This is a genomic window from Psychrobacter lutiphocae DSM 21542 (assembly GCF_000382145.1).
GTDB classification, from domain to species: Bacteria; Pseudomonadota; Gammaproteobacteria; order Pseudomonadales; family Moraxellaceae; genus Psychrobacter; species Psychrobacter lutiphocae.
Genome location: NZ_KB907625.1, coordinates 1 through 22,143 on the forward strand (window position 1 = coordinate 1; position 22,143 = coordinate 22,143).

The following is a 22,143-nucleotide window of genomic DNA, read 5'->3' on the forward strand; positions in this document are numbered from 1 at the left end:
GCTGTGGTTGTTATGGATGGTGCTCTATGGCATCAACCAAGTTTAAACCTACATAATGTGACGATGCTTAAATTACCCCCTTATTCACCTGAGTTAAATCCATCTGAACAGGTGTGGTCGTATTTGAAACAACATTGGTTATCCAATAGGTGTTTTGATGGTTATGAGGCTATTGTTGATGCTGCTTGCAAGGCTTGGAATAGACTTTGTTCCAAGCCCGAGCTCATTCAGTCTATAACTTCTCGTGATTGGATTGGTTTATAGGTTTATTTATGGAATTGGTATAAGCTCATGAGCATAAAAACTTAAACTGTCATAAGCATCTAAAGAGCTATCTTCTCTAGCCTCTGGATAAAGCCATTTAATGTTATTCTGAATATCTATAGGTATATCTTTTTCAGTAACTAACTGCCACGGAATACCTTTAGAGTTCCAGTATCGTCGTTCTATTTCTAATTTCTCTATGACTCTAGGCTTCATTAGCTCTTCTGAGTACTTAGCTTGCAAAACAAATTGGCTAACCTCTTTATTAGAGCTTACAACATAAAAGTCTGAGGTCATGACATGTATTTGGCCTCTCATAGCAGGATGCTTTACTTGCATGCTTTCTGCAATTTTAAGCGTCTCATCAAATTTAAGAGGAAATTGCTCTCGAATATCGGTAATTTCAGGACTCCACTCAAGAAATAGAAATGTTGCTAACTCTAAATCTGACATCAAATGATGAATGCGTCTTGTCTTATGACCAAAGACTCTGTGTGATCGACCCGAGGAGGATATATCAGAAATTTTTATCCAAGGTTTATAGTCAGCTAACTCTCCGTGACCTCTACCTTCTTTAATCCACTTTTCTTGTTTTTTTGAGAGCATAAAAAAACCCCTGCTAAAGTTACATCAACTTTAGCAAGGGGTCGTATCGGAGTCAACAGTATGATACTTTATTACTCAGTATGAATCTTTATTACTCAGTATGATACTTTATTACTCGCTGACATTAAGAGTTATAGAGAGAAATAAAGTTATTCCACCGTAACTGATTTAGCCAAGTTACGTGGCTGATCCACATCGGTGCCACGCATCACTGCCACATGATACGACAAGAACTGAATCGGAATACTATACACAATCGGCGCTAGGTACTCGCATACTTCAGGTACATGAATCACATGCATTCGCTCATCGGACTCAAGCTCACTGTTCTCACTGGCAAACACAAACAGCTCGCCATGACGGGCATGCACCTCTTGCATATTGGCTTTTAACTTATCAAGCATACTGTCTCTTGGTGCCAATACCACAATCGGCATGTCCTTATCGACTAAGGCCAATGGACCATGTTTTAGCTCACCAGCAGCATAGCCTTCTGCATGGATATAAGAGATTTCTTTTAATTTCAGTGCACCTTCTAAGGCAATAGGGAATTGCATCCCCCGCCCTAAAAATAAAGTGCTCTTTTTGGCCTCAAACATCTGACTTAAGTTTGCAATCGACTGATCTAATGCCAAGCTTCTGTCCAGATAGCCTTTTAACTGATGCATGTCAGTCACAATGCTGCTTAAAACGTCTGAATCAATGCGATGTTGTACTTTACCCACTTTTAACACCAACAACATTAACGCAGCCAACTGCGTGGTGAAGGCTTTGGTCGATGCCACACCAACTTCAACACCGGCTAGAGTTGGGATAAAGATTTCAGTTTCACGTACTAATGATGAGGTGGCCACGTTACAGATACTCAAAGTCGTCATGCCCTTGATTTCACCCGATTTAGCACGGCGCTGAGTTTCTCGTAATGCTGATAAAGTATCCGCTGTCTCACCTGATTGAGAAAGACATACCACCAAGGTATCATCGACAACCACAGGATTGCGATAGCGGAATTCACTAGCTACTTCTACCGAGCAAGGCAGTTTTGTTAAGCTTTCAAACCAATATTTGGCAACCATACCGGCATGATAGCTGGTACCACAGGCCAATACTTGAATGTGCTTCACTTTCGCCAACTCTGCTTCGTGCGAAGCTAGAAAGTCTGCTTTTAAATCTGTGGCATCAATACCCATCGCCAAGGTGCGTGCAACCGCATCAGGCTGCTCATAGATTTCTTTAAGCATATAATGTTTAAACTCACCTTTATCGGCATTATGATGCTTGGCATCTAGCTCAGTAATGGCTCTTTCCACAGGCTGACCATCTGCAAACACTTCAATACTGTCCCGCTTAACCATCGCAATATCCCCTTCTTCTAGGTACATAAAGCGATTGGTTACAGGTAATAATGCCAACTGGTCAGAAGCAATAAAGTTTTCACCAATACCAACGCCTATGACCAAAGGTGATCCTAAGCGTACTGTGATGAGCTCATCTGGATTGTCCACATGTACCACACCAAGCGCAAACGCACCATGTAAGCGAGGCACTATAAGCTCAACTGCTTTTAACAGATCCTTGGTGTCTTTGTAGGCTTCAGCTATTAAATGGGCGACCACTTCCGTATCGGTTTGTGATGTAAAGGTATAGCCTTTTTTAATGAGCTCATCTTTTAATGGTTTATAGTTTTCTACAATGCCATTATGCACCACAGCCACTTTACCTGACACATGAGGGTGGGCGTTATGTTGTGCTGGCTCACCATGAGTGGCCCAGCGGGTGTGGGCAATGCCTATGTTTCCTTTGAAGTTTTCAGCATCATTATTTACAGCATCAACCAAGGCTTGCACTTTGCCCACTTGACGTTCACGATGCAACTGACCGTCTCGGATAACTGTCAATCCTGCTGAATCATAACCTCGATACTCTAGACGCTTTAAGCCCTCAAGCAATACATTAGAGATATTACGCTCAGCTATTGCACCTACTATTCCACACATAACGTTTCCTTAAATTTCCCTTACCAACATAACAAAATATTCACTGAATGTAATTTTGTTACAGGCATTCAAATTCGATGATTTATTTCTTTTTTTCTGGACGTTTATAATTTGATTTTTGTACCTGACGGCCACGACCGATAGCCAAGGCATTTTCCTCTACATTTTTTGTAATGACTGAGCCTGCACCAACAGTAGCGGCACTGCCAATTGTAACTGGGGCAACCAAGCAGGCATTGGTGCCAATAAAGGCATGGTCAGCAACCGTAGTCTGATGCTTATTTACACCATCATAGTTGCAGGTAATAGCACCAGCCCCAAAGTTCACATTGGCTCCAATTTGTGCATCACCAACATAGCTGAGGTGGTTGACCTTGCTACCCTCACCAATTGTTGATTTTTTGATTTCAACGAAGTTGCCTAATTTGGTGTTGTTTGCCAATACAGTTTTTGGACGCAGGTGTGCAAAGGGTCCGATTGTGGCTTCGTTACCCACTTCTGCTTCATCAAAGACACAGTAAGGTTTGATATGCACATCATCGCCAATTTGGCTATCTTTGATAATACAGCCTGCTTCAATAGTGACCTTGTTACCCAAGGTTACTTTGCCCTTGAACACCACGTTTACATCGACAAAGACATCTTGGCCAACTGTGACTTCACCACGGATATCAACACGAGTTGGGTCTGCAAACTGAACGCCTTTAACCTGTAAATCTTCGACAAGTTTTGTTTGCCATTGACGCTCAAGGCTGGCCAACTGCTGACGATTATTGACCCCTTCAATTTCAAACTCATGCTCAGGCTCGATGGCACTAATCACGATCCCATCGGCTACTGCCATTTTGACAATGTCCGTCAAGTAATACTCTTGCTGCGCATTGTCATTGGACAAATTCGGCAAGTATTTGTGCAATAAGGCATTATCGACACAATAAATACCACTGTTGATTTCACGAATGGCTTGCTCTTGCTCATCGGCATCTTTTTGCTCAACAATGGCAAGGATATTGCCCTGCTCGTCACGTTTAATACGACCTAAGCCAAAAGGATTATCTACGGTCAAGGTTAACATCGACATGCCGCTGACATTGGCCTGCTTTAAACGAGTTAAAGTTTCGGCACTGACCAGAGGCACGTCGCCGTACAAAATCAGGCTTTTGCCTTCGACTGGTAACTCATTCAAGGTCACTTTAACGGCATGGCCTGTGCCTAGTTGCTCAGTTTGTTCAACCCAAGTTAGCTGATAGTCTGCCATTGCGTTTTTGACTTGCTCACCACCAAACCCATAGACTACGATAGTTTTATCGACATTAACACTATGGCAGGTATCTAACACATGAGCCAACAAGGGTTTATCTGCCAAGGTTTGTAAAACTTTAGGTTTTGCAGATTGCATGCGCGTGCCTTTACCGGCAGCCAGAATGATGGTGGTGAGGGTATTATTCATAAAAATCACTATTAGTAATGGTGTGTTAAATTTAAGTATTCAGTAAACTGTTTCGCAAATGATTGGTTATTCAATCAGTGGTTCGTTCAGTAGCTCGATGAACCAGTCAAAAATTCACAAGACTGTTAGTTTCACAAGCCTGTTAGTTTAGTAAAGCCAGTTAAAACAAATCATCAATCTAAATAAACCAACAATCTAAATAAACCAACAGTCAAAACAAATCATCAGGCGCATTAAGCAGCAGGATAAAACATCACAATACTGGCAACAATCATCATCCAAGCTACCAGTGATATTATTCCTGCTAAAATATCATCCATCATGATACCAAGTCCGCCCGTCAGCTTCTCATCTGCCCACTTAATGGGGTTGGGTTTGGCGATATCAAAGATGCGAAATAAAATAAAGGCTAAGACCACAGCCAACCAGTAATATTCTGGTGTTAAATACTCAGGTGTATAACTGATTATAAAGGATAGCGGCAATAAACTTAACCACATTCCAGCCCACTCATCCCACACGATATGCGGATCATCATGGACTTGCATTAAGTTGGAAGTACGCTCACAAATGGCAATGCCAATGACACTGGCTATCATAGTAATGCTAAAAAAGGCGATGAATCCCAATTGCATCAAAGGCAGTGCTACAATCACACCACCCAGCGTACCCCAAGTACCTGGTGCACGCTTAGGCAAGCCACTTCCCAAGCCAATACCTAACCAATAGACCACTTTGTCCAATAGGCTGGCTTGTGCTGGTAACGGAGGACAAGCATTGGATTTGCGAATATCAGGCTTAGCGGAATGACCCGTGCTCTGATCTGATAACGGATCTGGTGACTGCTTCGGAGAAGAGTGAGGTGACATCGCTACTCCTTGCTAAAGTGCTGATAACCACCGAAATCTGGTAGCTGTGAAAAAGGGTATGGATGCGCTGCTGTTAACGGCTGACCATCATATAACAAAGCAATGGCGCCGGATTCAGCCAAATCACCTGCCACAGAGGTAGCGGCTGCGACTACTTCGCCAATACAAGTGACTTTGTGTCCTGCATCCAAATAAGCCTGTGGCACACTGGCAGAAGCCGGTAAGGTAAACGCCAATTCATAATCATCGCCGCCAGTAAGCTGACACAGCGCCCGAGTAGGTAACTCCACCTGTTGCAACTCAGCACTGGCTGGTAACTGGCTTAATTCAAGCTGCATCGCCACCTTGCTTTGTTGGCAGATGTGACCCAAGTCTTGTACCAGACCATCGGAGATATCGATCATTGATGTGACCAAGCCTTGAGCCGCTAGTGCTGTACCTAGTGTGATTCTTGGTGTTGGCATATGCAGTCGGTGTGCCAACTGCTGACCTAGCTGAGTTTCAGCATGTTGCAGCGCATAATTGGCATCGCCTAGGGTGCCAGATACATAGACTTTATCACCTACTTGCGCACCATGACGATAAACAGGTTGCGTCTGTTTTGCCATCACACCATTGGCAGTGACACTAATAATTAAACTGTCATGACGTGTGGTATCGCCGCCGATTAAGCGCACCCCATACTGAGTGCAGGCATGGAACAGACCTTTGGCAAACTCTGCTAACCACTTATCTTTTGCAAGGCGCTTCGGCAAGGCTAGCGCCAATAAAATACTGTGTGGTTGCGCGCCCATGGCTGCCAAATCTGACACATTAACCACCACAGATTTATAACCAATAGCAAAAGCAAGCGCCTCAACTTGCGACCACTCAGCGCTAAAGTGGCGACCTTGTACCAGAGTATCGACACAGGTTACCCACTTAGATTCAGCAGCCAGTGCTACCACAGCAGCATCATCACCCAGACTTTTTAACACAGAGGCTTGCTGCTGAGCATCAGTGGCAACAAACGACTGCATTTGCTGCTTAAAATAATCATAAATTAGCTCAAATTCAGTCATCCATCTGTATCCTAAATCATCCTATCAGGGGTTCTAGCTGTATTGTGATGCTATTTATACCCGTATTAATCTGCCTTATTTTTGTTTTTATGCTACCGTATTCGTATTGGCTGACATTTTATTTGTCTTTTTTTGATTTAAGACTAATTCTGGTCCTTGACGATACGGCTTGATCTATTGGTTTTTCTGTACGTTCTGCTGATGGGTCAACTGTTGGCGTTGCTACTGTGTCAGTAGCATGTTGTGGTGATTGTGCGTCTTGTTCGACAACCTGTTGTTGTTGCTGCTGTTGCTTACTTCGTTTATAGCCACTGTTGTTATCCGCATTAACTTCAACTTCTCGCAGCTGAGCCGCCAGTTTATCCATCACCGCATTAATCAGCTTATGCGCATCAGTTGCACCAAAGTGGGTATTCAGCTTCATCGCCTCATCCAGCACTACCTTGTAAGGAATATGCAAGCTGTGCTGTAACTCATAAGCACCAATCAGTAGCACCGCATGCTCAACCATGTCGATCTTACTGATATCACGATCTAAATATGGACGAATTAATGCTTCAAGCTCGTCAATCTGCTGAGGAATATCACGCATCAAGGTGTGATAATAGCCCAAATGCACGGTATGCATTGCATTGGTGGCACGAGTACGTGCTGCGATATCATGAGGTGCATTGGCTTTCCACTGCGCTTCGCCCATTTGTTCAAAGCGGTGATCCGTCATCAACCATTCATACAAGCCTTGAAGCGCAAAGCGACGGGCTTTACGCACAGCGGTATGACTGGTTTTATAACTGGATTCATTGATATCGAACTGATTGTTATCTTCAGTTTTTTCCGGGTTTTGGTTGCTCATGTATATAAATACCTATCATCAAAACAAGCGCTTTGACTTTTACTATAAATTATTAAATAAACGATTCACGATGAATAGCAGAACTAGTCTTCATCCTCGTAATCGTAGTCAACATCAAGCTGTGATAAGACAGAGATCATTTCTAAAGCGACTAATGCTGCCTCAGCACCTTTATTGCCTGCTTTGGTGCCTGATCGCTCAATGGCTTGCTCAATGGTGTCGGTAGTGATAATACCGTTAATCACTGGAATATTGTAATCCATAGACACACTCGCCAAACCACTCGCCGAGCTATTTGCCACTACATCAAAATGAGGCGTACTACCACGGATCACAGCACCTAATGCCACAACAGCATCAAAGTGATCGGACTCAGCGGCACGCTGTGCAGCTAGTGGTAACTCAAAGGCACCAGGCACACGGATCACACTGATATTGCTACCAGATACGCCATGACGCAATAAGGCATCAATTGCGCCTTCGACTAACGACTCGACAACAAAAGCATTAAAACGACCAACAACGATGCCAATCCGAGCCTCTGAATTTTGATATAGGTTGCCTTCAAGGTGTGTGATGGCGTCACGTTCTTTTTGTAAATCTTGCATAATAAAATCCTAATCTGAAGAAGAAAATAAAATTATTTCTATAATAACATTTTTTAAGGATGGATTTAGCTTTTAAGGATGGATTTAGCAATGTTTCGTTGCTATCACTGACGTTTTTCATTAATCTCTAGTAGGATCTGTATAGAGTTTACTTATTAAGACTGCTGATAGCTAAAATCATGCTAGATTAGGCGTACTTCGATACCCTGTTCTGCCATAAACTGCTTTGCTTCACGCACTGTATATTCACCAAAGTGAAAAATACTAGCTGCCAGTACCGCATCTGCTCCGCCTTCAAGCACACCATCGGCTAGATGCTGTAAGTTGCCAACACCACCTGAGGCAATCACTGGCACATTGACACGACTAGTAATGGCTTTCATTAAGGCCAAATCATAACCCTGCTTGGTACCATCACCATCCATAGAAGTCACAAGTAGCTCGCCTGCGCCTAATTCAGCCATTTTTTCAGCCCATGCCACAGCATCTATGCCTGTTGGCTTACGACCACCGTGCGTAAATATTTCCCATCTGGGCTCACCCTCCACATCTTCCACTCTTTTGGCATCAATAGCGACCACAATACACTGACTACCAAATTTAGCCGCCGCTTCACCTACAAACTCTGGGGTAAATACCGCTGCTGAATTAATCGCCACTTTGTCTGCACCCGCATTAAGCAAGTTGCGAATGTCTTCAATCTTACGGACGCCACCACCCACAGTTAAGGGGACAAAAACGGCTTCAGCAATCCGCTCAACCATATCATACGTGGTGTCACGCCCATGGTGGGTCGCTGTAATGTCTAAAAAGGTGATTTCATCAGCGCCTTGTTCATTATAACGCTTAGCAACTTCAACAGGATCTCCGGCATCTTTAATATCGACAAATTTTACGCCTTTCACCACTCGACCATTATCTACGTCCAAACAGGGGATGATTCGTTTTGCTAACATGGACTTTACCTTATTTTTTATGTCACGTTGTTGTTTGAGTTATGTTGTCTTGTACGAGACAAGATAGTTGAAGGGTTAAGTTTATTGTATTATATCGTGTTTATTTTGCCATCGGCATTTTTGTTTAGCGCCAGTTTTACAGTACTCTCTAAGCGCTTGTGTTAAGCTAACTCGATATGTCTTAAAAAAAGTGCATCTGTATAAGGTTGTATTTGCTTACCTAATTCTCAACTCTTTACGTTGCTGTGGCTTTAGCCCAGCATATTTGGTGAAAAAATACGTTTTGCTGGGCTAAAAGCACTAGCCTGCATTGGATTGTAATAAGTTGAGAGTAGGGTATTTGCTCAATAAACATCACTGACAGAGATTGTTTTTAGAAAAAAATCGTGACAATAGTCCCTGTCAATTTTGTAAATGAATTCTATACAACCCTCTATTGACCCATCATAAAAAATCCTCTAGTTTAATTGCTTTGATCACTGCCAATTTTCACTCCTATTGTTTTTATTACTGCTCTATATGAAAAACAGATACTTAAATAGTATGGTGCCTACTTTTATTATTAGGCACATACACAAAATAAAATACCTAGGGCTGGCTGTACTGCTCATCGCTCTGGTGTATTCTTTTGTCATGCATGCCGCTTGGCTAGTCTTATGCTATGGCTTGGCGCTGTTTTTATTTGGGATGCAGTGTATCGAAGAAGGTCTAAACAATGCTGCTGGCGGTACATTAGAACAGTTACTGACCAAAAGCACTGAAACACCAACTAAAGGGTTTTTATTCGGTATCGGCTCAACATTTATATTGCAGTCCACCACGTTAGTATCACTATTGACCATTGCTTTTTTAAGCACAGGTATGATCACGCTAGCAGGTGGCTTGTCTGTCATTTTAGGCACCAACTTAGGGGCAACAAGTGGCGCTTGGTTATTGGCTTTAGCTGGTCAAAGTATCAGCTTAAGTCCTGCTGCTATTCCGATGCTAGTCGTGGGGGTGTTAATTGGGTTTCTTGATAAACGTTTAAAGTTTTTTGGTCAGGTACTTATCGGTATCTCACTAATCTTCTTAGGCATTGATGCGATCAAAGAAGGGTTTGATGCATTTGGCAATAATATTGAGCTTCAAAGTATCGATGCCAGTAGCATGACCCAAGTCCTGCTATTTACACTTCTTGGGTTTTTGTTAACCTGTGTCTTACAATCATCGCATGCCACCTTGATTTTGATACTGGCAGCTTTGTCTTCTGGGCAAGTGACGCTTATCCAAGGCTTTGCCATTGCATTAGGTTCAAACTTGGGCAGTAGCTTTACGACCGCCTTGGTAGGAATGCTAAGTGGTGATAGAAATGGACAACGCCTGGCGCTGGCACATCTAATTTATAATTGGGTGACCGCCCTACTTGCTTTGATACTCTGGGTACCACTGACCTTTGCGGTACATTGGATAGCAAAAATAGCAGGTATGAGTTCGCCACTGTTACAACTAGCGCTATTTCATACCTTATTTAACGTTTTAGGTGTCAGTGTATTTTGGGGTATTCAAGATAAATTTGTCCAAAAGCTCAAACTATTTTTACCTGACAGAAAACCTTCAAAAAGACTGCCCGATGATTCAGAGGCCGTCCTGCCCATCTACCTGCATGGCAATATGCTAAAAGCCTCTGATACCGCTATCGAGGCAGTAAACCAAGAAATGGAGCACCTGACAACACTAGGTCTAGAAGTGATTTGTCATGCTATCTATGTGCCCAATGATGCGCTGTACTACCCTTCAGAAAACCTACCTCCCCCTAAACCGCCATTAAACCTCAATGTCCGTAGTCTGTACGAGTGGCAGATTAAGCCTCTATACAGTGAAATATTAAGCTTTACTAGCAATATTGATATTCACAATGACCGCAAACTACAAAAAAGACTGACAGAAGCGCATATGGTGGCATTTCAAGTTGTAGAGATGGTAAAGCAAAGTAAACAACTCCAAAACAATATGCAACACTTTTTAAGTGATTCAAGCACCGAAATTTATCAAGAATATATGGCACTGCGCAACAATGTCTATGAAATGCTACTGTACTTTAATAGAGTTCGACAGCTACCCGCAGATAGCTTAGAAAGTGAACAAGCCATTAAAAACTTTACCCATTATATTGAAACGTCTGCTCCCCCACATTTAAATGTCATTGACAGATTAAGAGAGCATACCATTGATAAGATGCAAGCCTCGTCGCTGATGAATGATTTAAACTATGCCCATCGTATAGGTACTGCGCTTTCAGAGATATTAATCAGCCTATACAACATTAGTACAAAACCGAAGAAAAAGAAAAAGAAAAAAAGGAAGTCAAAAAAAGAAGCCCGTACAACAGCTGATGCCCATATCATTACAACCAAAGAAGTTTAGCAAATGCTACTTGTCTGCTGTTGTGTATAATGAGAATATAGAGGTATTAGGCGTATGCTAATTTGGCCTTAATATCCACCCTTAACAATGACTTATAAACAAGGGTTTATATTTAACCCATTATTAATTAATATTTTATTTAAATAGAGAGTCTCATGTCTGTTTACACTCAACTTTTAGATAGCCAATTTACTGATTTTTGTCAAGCTTTTGGCGTACCCTTTGCCAAAGCCATTCCTATTACCCAAGGCATCAAAAACTCTAACTGGTTTATCCAAACAACCGACGATGCGCAAGGTGAGTACTCTTATGTATTTACCTTATTTGAAGAGCGCCCACCAGAAGACATTGCAAAAATGGCAACCATCTTAAATCGACTCAAAGGCTCTTTGCCTGTGGCTGCACCACTTGCTCGAACAGATGCGCAATCAACAGACCCGAACTCCAAAACTGACGAACTCTATTTAATTAAATATCAAAATAAAGCCATCACCCTAGTCCCCTGTCTACCTGGTGTTCATCCCAAACAGACAACGACTGATATGTGCCACAATATGGGGCAAGCTTTAGCTACACTGCATAATACATTACAAAGTCTGACACCAGCAGAAGAATATGGCGTCCCTTTATACCCTTGGAATCAGGTGCGAGATCGTGAAATTCAGTTTATGCCTGCTGATGAGGCCAAGCTGATGCAAGATATCTGGCAACGCTATGAGGCCTTACCACTTGCTAGCCTACCAAAAGGCTTATGCCACCTTGACATGTTTGCAGACAATACCTTATGGGATCTAAGTGATGACAAACAAACTCTGACAGGTTTGCTCGATTTTACAGAGGTCAGTGTTGAGCACTATGTAATGGATATTGCCATTACTATTAATGACTTTTGTACCACATGGGGCGATGCAGAAGACGGGGAAACCGTCAACTTTAACACCCAAAAAATGCAAGCATTTATCACAGGTTACCAAAGTATCCGACCCCTAACACCCGCTGAACAACAAGCACTCCCTGTCATGTTGGCTATGGCAGCCGTTACTTTTTGGCTACTACGGTTAAATGTAATTTACTATAATCGTGAGCAAGGACGTATGGGAGATAATATCATGGTCAAAAATCCAGACTTAATGAAACGCCTTGCAGCTTATCATTGGAGTCAAGTGACTGATATCTAGGTCTAGCTACCTGTTTTAAATAGATGTTTTTAAATAGATGGCTTTAAGTTGACGGTATCCAACCACCTATTAAAAGTATATTGTTAGAGCCTGTTTCACGTGAAACAGTACTTCCCAAAGTATAATTCCTAACAAGGTAGCAAGGAGCAAATTATGAGTAAACCCATCGATAAGCAACTCGATAACTGGCAAAAGTTAGCAAGTTATAGTACTAACCTACAAGCTGAAATGTTTGCAAACTTGTTGAGAAACAATGGAATTAATGTTTCACTACAAACCCTGAGTGCCATACCTGGTATGAACTCAGGGAGTATATTGTGGGTGCAACAAGATGATTTACAAAAAGCACAATCAATTTTAGATAGCATTGACAGCCACACACTTGATGATAGCAACAACGAAGGATAAGGCGGTAGATAACAGATGTGTCAATTATTAGGGATGAATGCCAATACTCCAACCGATATTGGCTTTAGCTTTACTGGATTCCATAATCGTGGTGGTAAAACTGACCATCACAATGATGGCTTTGGCATTGCCTTTTTTGAACCCAATGCCTGTGACCTCAATAATCCAACCCTTAGTGAAGCACAAAGCATTGCTCGTAATTCTAGTCGTGGACTGAGGGTGTTTCACGATGACAAACCCAGCTCACAATCACCAGTGGCAGAGCTGGTAAAAAACTACCCTATCAAGGCACTCAACGTGGTAGCTCATATTCGCAAAGCCACCCAAGGTAGCAACTGCCTAGCCAACACCCATCCCTTTGTGCGTGAAGTTTGGGGCGAACAATGGGTGTTTGCGCATAATGGTCAAATGAATCAAAGCTTTATCCAACGCTGCCAGCGCCTGCAAAAAAATGGCAATAGTGAGCACTGCCGCCCGGTCGGTACCACCGACTCTGAAGCGGCCTTTTGTTATTTAATTAATCGCCTCAAATCAACCTACAAAGACCGCCCCTCTGACCAAGAATTGTTTCGCTTCTTAACCACTCAGTGTCGTTATTTGGCAGCCAATGGGTTATTCAACTGTTTGCTATCTAATGGTGATTGGCAATTGGCTTATGCCAACTCACTGCTGTTTTATTTAACCCGCAAAGCGCCTTTTGGTGAAGCAAAGCTGGCTGATGACGACTTATCAATTAATTTCAAAGATGTCACCACAGAAAATGACAAAGTAACTATCTTAGTCACTGTGCCTTTGACCGAAAATGAAGACTGGCAACAGCTAGCGATTAATGAGTGCTTGGTATTCCAAGATGGCGATATTATCTTCCAAGACACACCAAGTCTGCGCAAATACTTAACCATTGAAGAAGGGATTGCTATTGCTCGAGAGGTGGGTGCCAGTATATAGACCTTAATGAGATTTTCTATTATGACTTGTTCGACATCCTTGTCTACGGTATTTGCCACAGCTTGCTTTTCTACACTGCTCGCTGTGCTATCCCTTACGACCAGTACAACATCAATTGCATCAGAGCTATCACAGTCAATACCGTCAACAACTCACCTGACTACCAGCCACTCTGCTACTGGCAACTTACTGGATACAGGCTACTTAATCGGAGTTGGACGAGCTGACATCACAGGCGCAGCCGCAGAAACTGGTATGTTTGGCTATGCCGCCAGGCAAGTGGTGGAAGGGATCAATGACCGCCTGTATGCACATGCCTTTATAGTCGCCAATGCTGGTACAGATACTGATAATAATCGTATTATCTATGTCTCAGCAGATATGGGTGCGATGTTCACTGCCGTCAAACTGGCAGTGCTTAAAAAATTACAGACCAAATACGGCAACTTATATAACGATACCAACGTGATGCTCACTGCAACTCACACCCATGTCGGTAACGCTGGCTATTCGCATCAACGCTTATATCAAATTGCCAGTATGGACGACACCCAAGCTGGTTATAGCAGCCAAAACTTTAATGCCATTGTTGATGGCATCGTCCGTGCTATTGCACAAGCACATAACAGCCTTGCTCCAGGTTATTTATCTCTTGCACAAGGAAGCCTATCAGGTGCTACCCGCAACCGATCTGAGCCAGCTTACAATAATAATATAGATATCGATAACTATACTAGCTCTGTCAATGAGCGTATGACGCAACTGCGTTTTGATAGCGCAGATGGTACACCGCTGGGCTTAATTAACTGGTTTGCGATACATCCTACCAGCTTTAGCAATAAATTTACCTATCTTAGTGCCGATAATAAAGGCTATGCACAGCTCGGCTTTGCGGATTATATCAGCAAGCAAACTGGCAAACCTTTTGTCGCCGCCTTTGCCAATGCCGACTCAGGTGATGTAGTCGCTACTGGTGGTAATGCTAACTCTGCCTCTGGTTTTGAAGGTAGTCCCAATGAATGGGAAAATGTCATTCGTGATGGGTCGTTACAGCTGGATAAAGCCTTAGAGCTATGGGACAAAGGACACCCAGTATCAGGTGCTGTGGACACAAGGGCACGTTGGATAGACCTAAATGGCTATCAAATAGAGGCTAACTACACCCAAGGTGCTGGAATGAAAACCCTATGCGCCCCTGCTAGAGGATATTCTTTTGCCGCTGGTGCAGAGAATGGGCCATCAAATATTTCAGGCATCTATGAAGGCATGACTAAGACTGGGCAGGCAAAGAGTACCAACCAAGTGAATACCTCACTTCTTGGCAATCTAACCCGAAGCGCCTTTAGTATCATCTCATCATTTCATACAGATGAGTGTCATGCCGAAAAGCCTGTTCTTCTCCCCACTGGCAAATGGGGCTGGGTCAATAGTGAACAGCCAGTACAAATTATGCGCATCGGCAACCTTGCTATTGTTGCCGTACCTGGCGAGCCAACTACTATGGTCGGACGGCGGATACGTACCGCCGTACTCGATAAACTTAGTCCTTTAGGGGTTGATACGGTCGTTATCAATGGTCTTGCCAACAATTATAGTGGCTACATCACCACTCGTGAAGAGTATGCCTTGCAACACTATGAGGGTGCATCCACTGAATTTGGCCCTTATCAAAGCAATGCCTACTTGCAAGAGTACACACAACTGGCACAAGCTCTACGAGACAACCTCCCAGTCAGCAACAGTATCACACCACCTCAGTTATCAAATCATCAATTTGCTGAGCGTCCAGGCGTTAGCTTTGATGACACCCCACCACATCAATACTGGGGACAGGTCTTGACCCAGCCTGCCGATAGCTATCACAAAGGTGATACTGCTACTACCGTATTTCGTGGGGCGCACCCAAAAAACAACTTGCGTACTGATGATACCTTCTTAAAGATACAGCGCCTAATCTCCGATCAATGGATAGATTACCTAACCGATAAAGACTTTGATACCACCTACGGCTGGCAACGTGAAGGTATCAGCTACAGCAAAGTCACTATAAACTGGCGTATCAGTGCAGACACACCAGCTGGCACTTATCGCATCGTACATCAGGGTGACTGGAAAAATGGTGCGGATCACAGTATTACCCCATATACAGGCATCTCACGCCCCTTCCTCGTACAATAACTATAACCAAACTACTGGATAACCAAATAACTCGCTCTTTGACACCGTATGACAGCGTTAGCTTTTTAAGCTCATTTAAAGCACTTGTTAAAAGTCACTGTACGAGTTGAGCACATACGCTAATAGCATTGCATTGCATTAATGCAGGTCACTATCGGCATAAGGCTTTGAGTCTAAAGCTGGCGCAGAAGGTAAAACAACCTCTTCTTTAAAAAAGCGAGACTTTCCTTCTAAAATTTTATTAACATCATCAATTAAGTTTTCAATCACATCATCATAAATACCTAACTGCAACTCTCTGTCAAAGCCTGTGTAAGCATGCTTACGAGAAGCTGAACGCACATCCGTAATCCCATGCTTCTGGAAAAAAATATCCACACGTCCATCACTGTTTAGTACACAACTTAATACCCCGTCATCAATTTCTAAATCATAGCGCTCAGGGATAAAGATATAGTCATCAACATCGATTAATTCTTTTTCGACAGTTCTTGTTAGTAATGATTTGATATCGAACATCTCGGTCTCCTCAATTAAAAACAGATAAAATGCTTTTTAGCTTCCAATCATTAAGTTGAATACAATTAATGGTATATACTAAAAGACTTACAACCATTAAATCAACAGCTAAGTCGTCATCTCAGCAACAAGCCACTGCTCAAAGTCACTCACCTGAGAGGCTAACTCTGGCTGTTGGTTTTTTAATATTTCAAGCTTAGCTTTTACGTCCTCAATGGTATATTTAGTATCTACTAAGGCTTGTCTTAACGCATCAATCAAATCAACATTGAGCGCATCAGAGAAAATGACGACCTCTTGAATAATGGCGTGTTGCACATCTAAATGCAGATCAATAATACCCCAATCAAACCGAGTCTCGATGTGATGGCTAAACTGTGGCGTCTTGCCAAAGCGCCAGTCCCAATCTGCCATTTGCTCATAGTATTTATTAAGATGAGGCTGTTGTTTTAATGAGGCTTCATCGAGCTCTTCAACCTCAACGCTCTGTCCATAATACTCACAAAACGCCTCGATAATCGCTTGAGACAGGCTGTCGTGAGTGATACTGTCATTGAATTCAACCAGATTTGCCACTCTTGAGCGTACCGACTTTATCCCCTTAGCTTTTAGCTTTAATGGGTGCGGATGTAAATAGTCGCCAAGCTTTTGCATATTAGCATTCACCAATAGCGTGCCGTGATGGAAACTGCGGTCAGAGGCATGCTTAAACGCACTGCCCGATATTTTACGCTCACCAACCTGCATATCATTTCGACCCGATTGTGTGGCAGCGATACCTAAATTTTTTAGGGCATTGATAATGATTTGAAAATTGGCATCTTGGTTGTAGTCTTCTTTTGGTGACAAAAAGGTAAAGTTGGTGTTACCCAAGTCATGAAACACTGCCCCACCTCCACTTTGACGGCGGGCGAGGTAAACCCCATCTTGTTCCATCTTATCGGTTTTGCACTCGACCCAAGGATTTTGTGAGCGACCGATGACCACTGTTTCGCTATTTCGCCACAAAAACAAGATATGAGTATCTGGTTCTAACTCTTGAAATATCCAGTCTTCTGTCGCCAGATTAAACCAAGGGTTGGTGACTTCTGATTTTAAGATACGAAGCTTCATTTTGGATTCCTTTTTTGTTTTTATCTTATATTTTTATTATATATCCTGTTTATCGGGACGGTGTGGTGAGGATGCAACCAAACCAACAAAGTTCAGCGCAACAACGACTACTCTATAACAATCACCCCACAAACCCAAGTCATCCCTCGACAAGTAGAGGGAAAAAATATAAACCCAAGTAAGTTAAGGTGTGTAGGGTGGTGTTAGTGAGCGTAAAGGCTCGTAGGCATTTTAAGCGAGCGTAACCCACCGAAATAAACGATTCTGTTTGTGTTAGGCGGACGTACGGCAGATTTATGTTTGCTGTATTGAGGGTAAACTGGAGGTGCGGTTTAGCCTCGACAGTAGCGGTATCCTGCTGACGGCAATGGCGTTGCGGACGGTGACTAGAGGGGGTGTCGAGGTAACAGCAACACCTCTGGTCACGATAGTCCGCACGCCATTGACAAGGCAGATACAAGCGGATGGCGAGATTAGCTCCCTCTGCTCAATCTCTTACCTCTTAGCTATTTGCAGCTTCTGCGCTTTTTTATGAGCTGGTTTTTTAAAGAAGTGGCTCAATTGTTAGCCAAAATCTTGTTGCAAGATATAATTCATATTGCGCTCGGCAAGCCCGGTGATAAATACGTAGGGATTAACGCCAGCACTGCCCGGTATCAAGGCGCTGTCTTGTACGTAAATATTGGGGTGACCCTTGACTCGTCCGAATTCATCGGTCGCTTTGCCTAATACGCAGCCACCTAAAGGATGGTAGCAAAAATCGTCGCCAAAACCTTTGTTGAAGAGCAAGCTTGACGTACGCCCCCCATTGGCTTTGCCCAGCTTTTCAAGTAGCTCTTTGGCGGCATTGACTGAATATTCATTTTGTGAGCGTTTCCAGTTTAGTTTGACCGCTTGAGTGGCTTTATCATAGTAATAATTGCCACGTTCAGGGTTGTCTGTAATGGCAAGATACAAGGTGGTCCAAGTCTCAAGCCCCATGGGCAGTGGCGCAATCTCGGCAAATATTTTGTAGTTAGAGCCGTCTCTATCGCCATCCCACATGTTGATGCCTTTGACGGGGATACAGGATTGAGCCTCCCCCGCTGCATGGACGAAGTTGCGACCCGTCATGATATTGCCATTGGGTCCCCAGTGTTGACCCACATGTTCATTGAGATTATTGAGCGTGCCAGCGGCTTGGCTTTTGAGTAGTAGCTCTGATGTACCTGTGCTGCCTGCATTTAAAAACAGCTTGTCACAGGTGTAGTGTTCGATAACATCGATACCGCCTTCTTTATTTAACACCTGTACTTCAAGCTTTATCTGACCATTTGTGATCTGTTCAATGTTATTGACTTTACGCAAGGTTTTGACGCTAACATTGCCTGTCGCCTCAGCGTCTTTTAAGTAAGTTAAATCTAATGAAAACTTGCCAGCATTGTTGCCATAGATGACCTCGCCATCTAAGGCGGAAGCATAGACTTCGCCTGTGGCTTCTTTTTTCATATATTCAAAATCGTAGCTGTTACTAAAAAATTCTGTTTTCAAGCCTGCTTTGTCAGCTTGACGTTCGGCAGCGCGAGTATATTCGTAATATTCAGTGCTATTAAAGAAGTCCTCTGGTATTTGGCTAACTTTAAGCGCTGTCATGGCCTTTGGAAAAAAGGTGTCATACATCTCATCGCTATCTATCCAAGGAAAGGTCTCTTCAAAATGTGAGCGCCTTGGCTTAATAGCAATAGCTCCGTTGACGATAGAGCCACCACCATAAGCACGCCCTGCATAGACCTTCATCTCGTCATATTCAATCAGATCGAGAACGCCTGGGTACTTTTTGATATGGCGTGGAATCGGAATTGGGGCGTTCGGCCAGTTTTTAAACCAGCTTGAACGCTCATCAGCGCTGATCATTTTGCAAAAGGTATCATGCTCAGGCGTTCTATCCCAACGCATACCCATCTCTAGTATCAGTACCTGATGTCCCTGCTCGCTAAGACGTAAGGCACAGACAGCACCGCCATAGCCACTGCCCACGACAATATTACTAAAATGACCCACGTTTTTGATCTGTTGTGGGGATGTCATGGTATCTGCGGTCGCACCTGATACCTCTGCGATCGAAGTGGATAAAGTATGACAGCCCGTCATTGTCGCTGAAGCACTAATAGCGCTTAGCCCCATAGATTTGATAAATTGACGTCGTTGCATTTTACTCCTAGCGGTAATAAGCTATTTTGTTAACTATGTGGGAGGTTAGTAGTGGGATGTTAGTATTCTTGAGCGTATAACAATTGCTTAGCGGTTTCAATTGTACTTGCACTTACTGACTGTACTTGCACTTACTGACTGTACTTGCACTTGCTGATTGCACTTGCACTTACTGACTGTACTTGTACTTGCTGACAGTTGCTCGCTTTATATCATAGCACCCTATGATATCACTGAAAATAGTTAGATTATCTTTATTAAAAAATCTTAAATATTAATTTAAGTTAATAATGTTTCTTTTTGTTTCTAGTGTTTTAATAAGTTTACAGGATAGTTTCGCTGTCTGGCTTTTATGCTACATTATGATTGTATTTTTCTTTGGACTGTCTGGAGAGTAGTCCAGTTTTTTTATGTGTATTTTTTATATTTATTATTTATCTTTTTTCCATTACTTTTTTCCATTACTTTATTACTTTATTACTTTCTTAATCCACTATAACTCATTGATATTGAGAAGAAACCATGAAACATTTTAAACAGAAAAAAAATCTGATTTTATTGGCTGGGGTGGCCAGTATTTTATCTGCTTGTGCTACTCAAAGTAGCTCGCAAGGAACTTATAACACACTACAATCAGCTGACATGATCGTCACTAATGCCAAAGTTGCAGTGATGGATGATAAGCGCACCACAGCTGAGGCCATCGCTATTAAAGATGGTAAAGTGCTACGTACGGGTACTGATGAGGATATCTTGCGCTTACGTGATGCCAATACACAAGTGATTAACGGTAATGGCAGAACCCTTATTCCAGGTTTAAATGATTCACACTTACACATCACTCGTGGCGGTCGCTTTTATAACCAAGAGCTACGCTGGGATGGCGTTACCTCACTGAAAGAAGCGTTACGCATGCTAAAAGAGCAAGCGGAGCGAACTCCTGAGGGTCAGTGGGTACGTGTCATTGGGGGTTGGTCACCTTATCAGTTTGAAGAAAAACGTATGCCAACAATCGAAGAGATCAATGAGGCAACAGGCGATACACCAGCATTCGTATTGTACTTATACAGCCGTGGTTGGTTAAATAAAGCAGGTATGGAAGCGCTAGGCATCGACCGCAATACGCAGCCACCCAATGATCAAAGTCGCTATGAAAAAGATGCTAATGGCGATCCAACTGGGGTGCTATTGGCTGAGCCTAATGCGATGATTTTGTATCAAGTTATCGGTAGTATGCCTAAGCTATCTGATGAAGAGATGGTAAACTCTACCAAGCACTTCCATCGTGAGTTAAACCGCTTTGGCTTAACCAGTGCCGTTGACGCTGGCGGTGGCGGCCATACCTTCCCAGAAGATTATGACGCCTCTAAAGAGCTGGCAACCACTGGCACCTCTTCACTGCGTATCTCTTATTACTTATTCCCACAAAAAGCTGGTGAAGAAAAACAAGCCTTTGAAACATGGATGGCTAACCATACCGCATCAGTCAATGAGGACATCGCTCATGATCATGGCTATGAGCTAAAAGGTGGTGGTGAATATATGACCTGGGCAGCAGGTGACTTTGAGAACTTCTTAGCAGATAAGCCTTTGATCAAAAACAATAAAGGCTGGCGTGAAAGCACCAAAGAAATTATTCAAATGCACGTTGATCAAGGCTGGCCTTTTAGACAGCATTCAACTTATGGCGAAAATACCGCACTAATCGTTGACTTAGTCGATGAGATTGACCGTGAAAACAACCACAAAATTAGAGATGAAATGCGCTGGGCAATTGATCATGGTGAAACCATCACTGATGAGACGCTGCGTGAGATCAAGCGCTTAAATGGTGGTGTCTCAGTACAAGACCGTATGGCCTATGCCGGTGAATTCTTTATTGATCGCTATGGCGCAGAAGCGGCTAAAACTACCCCGCCTTTCAAAAAAATCTATGACATGGGCATCCCATTAGGCTCAGGTACTGATGGTACACGTGTCGCCAGTTATAACCCGTGGATTTCACTATATTGGATGACAACGGGTAAAACGGTGGGTGGTACTCAGCTGTATGACAAAGACAATATTTTAGATAGAGATGATGCGCTTGAGGTTTATACCAGCGGTAGTGCATGGTTCTCAAATGAAGAACATGTAAAAGGTACACTTGAGCCAGGTAAATATGCTGACTTTGTCTTATTGTCTGATGATTACTTCACTGTGCCTGATGAAAAAATTAAAACCATCGAATCGGTGCTAACGGTTGTCGGCGGTGATGTGGTTTATGGTGCAGGTGAATACAGCAAGCTAAATCCTCAATTACCAGAGATTATTCCAAGCTGGTCTCCAGTGAAATACTATGGTGGTTATCACAACCCAACCAAGCCAGCAGCAAGATAATCCCTACACCTTTGACAGTGTCATATAGTTTGGACAGTGTCATGTTAAAGAGCTCTAAAATGGTGACAAGGCAATCGAGTACAAATACTACTCATGTAGGCTTAGCGATACACCACTTTTAGTAGCTCGCTGACTATAAAAGTGTTAACAGTCGGTCTGGTCT

The 22,143-nt window shown here is 42.9% G+C and carries 18 protein-coding genes; 7 read left to right on the top strand and 11 right to left on the bottom strand.

What is annotated here, in order from left to right:
- Nucleotides 1-264 (top strand): transposase (locus H140_RS15365; RefSeq protein ID WP_019672031.1); only part of this gene is annotated, 264 nt, incomplete at its 5' end.
- Nucleotides 265-270: 6 nt separating this feature from the next.
- Here H140_RS15365 and H140_RS0102245 read toward each other — a convergent pair.
- The 8 genes from H140_RS0102245 to hisF form a co-directional block, all read right to left on the bottom strand.
- Nucleotides 271-870, bottom strand: coding sequence for a TnsA endonuclease N-terminal domain-containing protein (locus H140_RS0102245; protein ID WP_019672032.1), 600 nt, complete (start codon nucleotides 868-870; stop codon nucleotides 271-273).
- A gap of 149 nt (nucleotides 871-1,019) precedes the next feature.
- Nucleotides 1,020-2,867 carry a glutamine--fructose-6-phosphate transaminase (isomerizing) gene (gene glmS, locus H140_RS0102250; RefSeq protein WP_019672033.1) on the bottom strand — a complete coding sequence of 616 codons (1,848 nt, stop codon included), beginning with the start codon at nucleotides 2,865-2,867 and terminating at the stop codon, nucleotides 1,020-1,022.
- Between the two features lie 82 nt (nucleotides 2,868-2,949).
- Nucleotides 2,950-4,317 carry a bifunctional UDP-N-acetylglucosamine diphosphorylase/glucosamine-1-phosphate N-acetyltransferase GlmU gene (gene glmU / locus H140_RS0102255; protein WP_019672034.1) on the bottom strand — a complete coding sequence of 456 codons (1,368 nt, stop codon included), beginning with the start codon at nucleotides 4,315-4,317 and terminating at the stop codon, nucleotides 2,950-2,952.
- 233 nt (nucleotides 4,318-4,550) lie between these two features.
- Nucleotides 4,551-5,186 carry a phosphatidylglycerophosphatase A family protein gene (locus H140_RS0102260; protein WP_019672035.1) on the bottom strand — a complete coding sequence of 212 codons (636 nt, stop codon included), beginning with the start codon at nucleotides 5,184-5,186 and terminating at the stop codon, nucleotides 4,551-4,553.
- Nucleotides 5,187-5,188: 2 nt separating this feature from the next.
- Nucleotides 5,189-6,247, bottom strand: a complete 1,059-nt coding sequence (gene thiL, locus H140_RS0102265) for a thiamine-phosphate kinase (RefSeq protein ID WP_019672036.1) — start codon at nucleotides 6,245-6,247, stop codon at nucleotides 5,189-5,191.
- Between the two features lie 118 nt (nucleotides 6,248-6,365).
- Nucleotides 6,366-7,100, bottom strand: a complete 735-nt coding sequence (gene nusB / locus H140_RS0102270; protein WP_019672037.1) for a transcription antitermination factor NusB — start codon at nucleotides 7,098-7,100, stop codon at nucleotides 6,366-6,368.
- Nucleotides 7,101-7,183: 83 nt separating this feature from the next.
- Nucleotides 7,184-7,708, bottom strand: coding sequence for a 6,7-dimethyl-8-ribityllumazine synthase (gene ribH, locus H140_RS0102275; RefSeq protein WP_019672038.1), 525 nt, complete (start codon nucleotides 7,706-7,708; stop codon nucleotides 7,184-7,186).
- Between the two features lie 182 nt (nucleotides 7,709-7,890).
- Entirely contained in the window at nucleotides 7,891-8,664 is a 774-nt protein-coding gene (gene hisF / locus H140_RS0102280) for an imidazole glycerol phosphate synthase subunit HisF (protein WP_019672039.1), read from the bottom strand.
- A gap of 543 nt (nucleotides 8,665-9,207) precedes the next feature.
- Here hisF and H140_RS13700 point away from each other — a divergent pair.
- From H140_RS13700 to H140_RS0102305, 5 genes are all read left to right on the top strand, one after another.
- Nucleotides 9,208-11,067 carry a Na/Pi cotransporter family protein gene (locus H140_RS13700; RefSeq protein WP_051086843.1) on the top strand — a complete coding sequence of 620 codons (1,860 nt, stop codon included), beginning with the start codon at nucleotides 9,208-9,210 and terminating at the stop codon, nucleotides 11,065-11,067.
- A gap of 155 nt (nucleotides 11,068-11,222) precedes the next feature.
- Nucleotides 11,223-12,245 (top strand): homoserine kinase, encoded by a 1,023-nt coding sequence (locus H140_RS0102290; RefSeq protein WP_019672041.1) that lies wholly within the window; start codon nucleotides 11,223-11,225, stop codon nucleotides 12,243-12,245.
- 153 nt (nucleotides 12,246-12,398) lie between these two features.
- Complete coding sequence (locus H140_RS0102295; protein WP_019672042.1) at nucleotides 12,399-12,653, top strand: putative signal transducing protein; 255 nt, start codon at nucleotides 12,399-12,401, stop codon at nucleotides 12,651-12,653.
- Nucleotides 12,654-12,668: 15 nt separating this feature from the next.
- Nucleotides 12,669-13,601, top strand: coding sequence for a class II glutamine amidotransferase (locus H140_RS0102300; protein ID WP_026348766.1), 933 nt, complete (start codon nucleotides 12,669-12,671; stop codon nucleotides 13,599-13,601).
- A 21-nt stretch (nucleotides 13,602-13,622) separates the two neighbouring features.
- Complete coding sequence (locus H140_RS0102305; RefSeq protein ID WP_019672044.1) at nucleotides 13,623-15,779, top strand: neutral/alkaline non-lysosomal ceramidase N-terminal domain-containing protein; 2,157 nt, start codon at nucleotides 13,623-13,625, stop codon at nucleotides 15,777-15,779.
- 138 nt (nucleotides 15,780-15,917) lie between these two features.
- On the opposite strand, the gene H140_RS0102310 is transcribed toward H140_RS0102305, so the two are convergent.
- The 3 genes from H140_RS0102310 to H140_RS0102320 all read right to left on the bottom strand — a co-directional run bounded on the left by H140_RS0102310 (nucleotide 15,918) and on the right by H140_RS0102320 (nucleotide 19,601).
- On the bottom strand, nucleotides 15,918-16,298 hold the full coding sequence (locus H140_RS0102310) for a hypothetical protein (protein WP_019672045.1): 381 nt from the start codon (nucleotides 16,296-16,298) through the stop codon (nucleotides 15,918-15,920).
- 108 nt (nucleotides 16,299-16,406) lie between these two features.
- Nucleotides 16,407-17,411 carry a lipoate--protein ligase gene (locus tag H140_RS0102315; RefSeq protein WP_019672046.1) on the bottom strand — a complete coding sequence of 335 codons (1,005 nt, stop codon included), beginning with the start codon at nucleotides 17,409-17,411 and terminating at the stop codon, nucleotides 16,407-16,409.
- A 564-nt stretch (nucleotides 17,412-17,975) separates the two neighbouring features.
- A complete protein-coding gene (locus H140_RS0102320) occupies nucleotides 17,976-19,601 on the bottom strand; it encodes a GMC oxidoreductase (protein WP_019672047.1) in 1,626 nt (541 codons plus the stop codon).
- 522 nt (nucleotides 19,602-20,123) lie between these two features.
- On the opposite strand from H140_RS0102320, the gene H140_RS13705 reads away from it, so the two are divergent.
- Nucleotides 20,124-21,980: an amidohydrolase gene (locus H140_RS13705; RefSeq protein WP_019672048.1), complete on the top strand. Its 1,857-nt coding sequence runs from the start codon at nucleotides 20,124-20,126 to the stop codon at nucleotides 21,978-21,980.
- Nucleotides 21,981-22,143 lie beyond the last annotated feature (163 nt).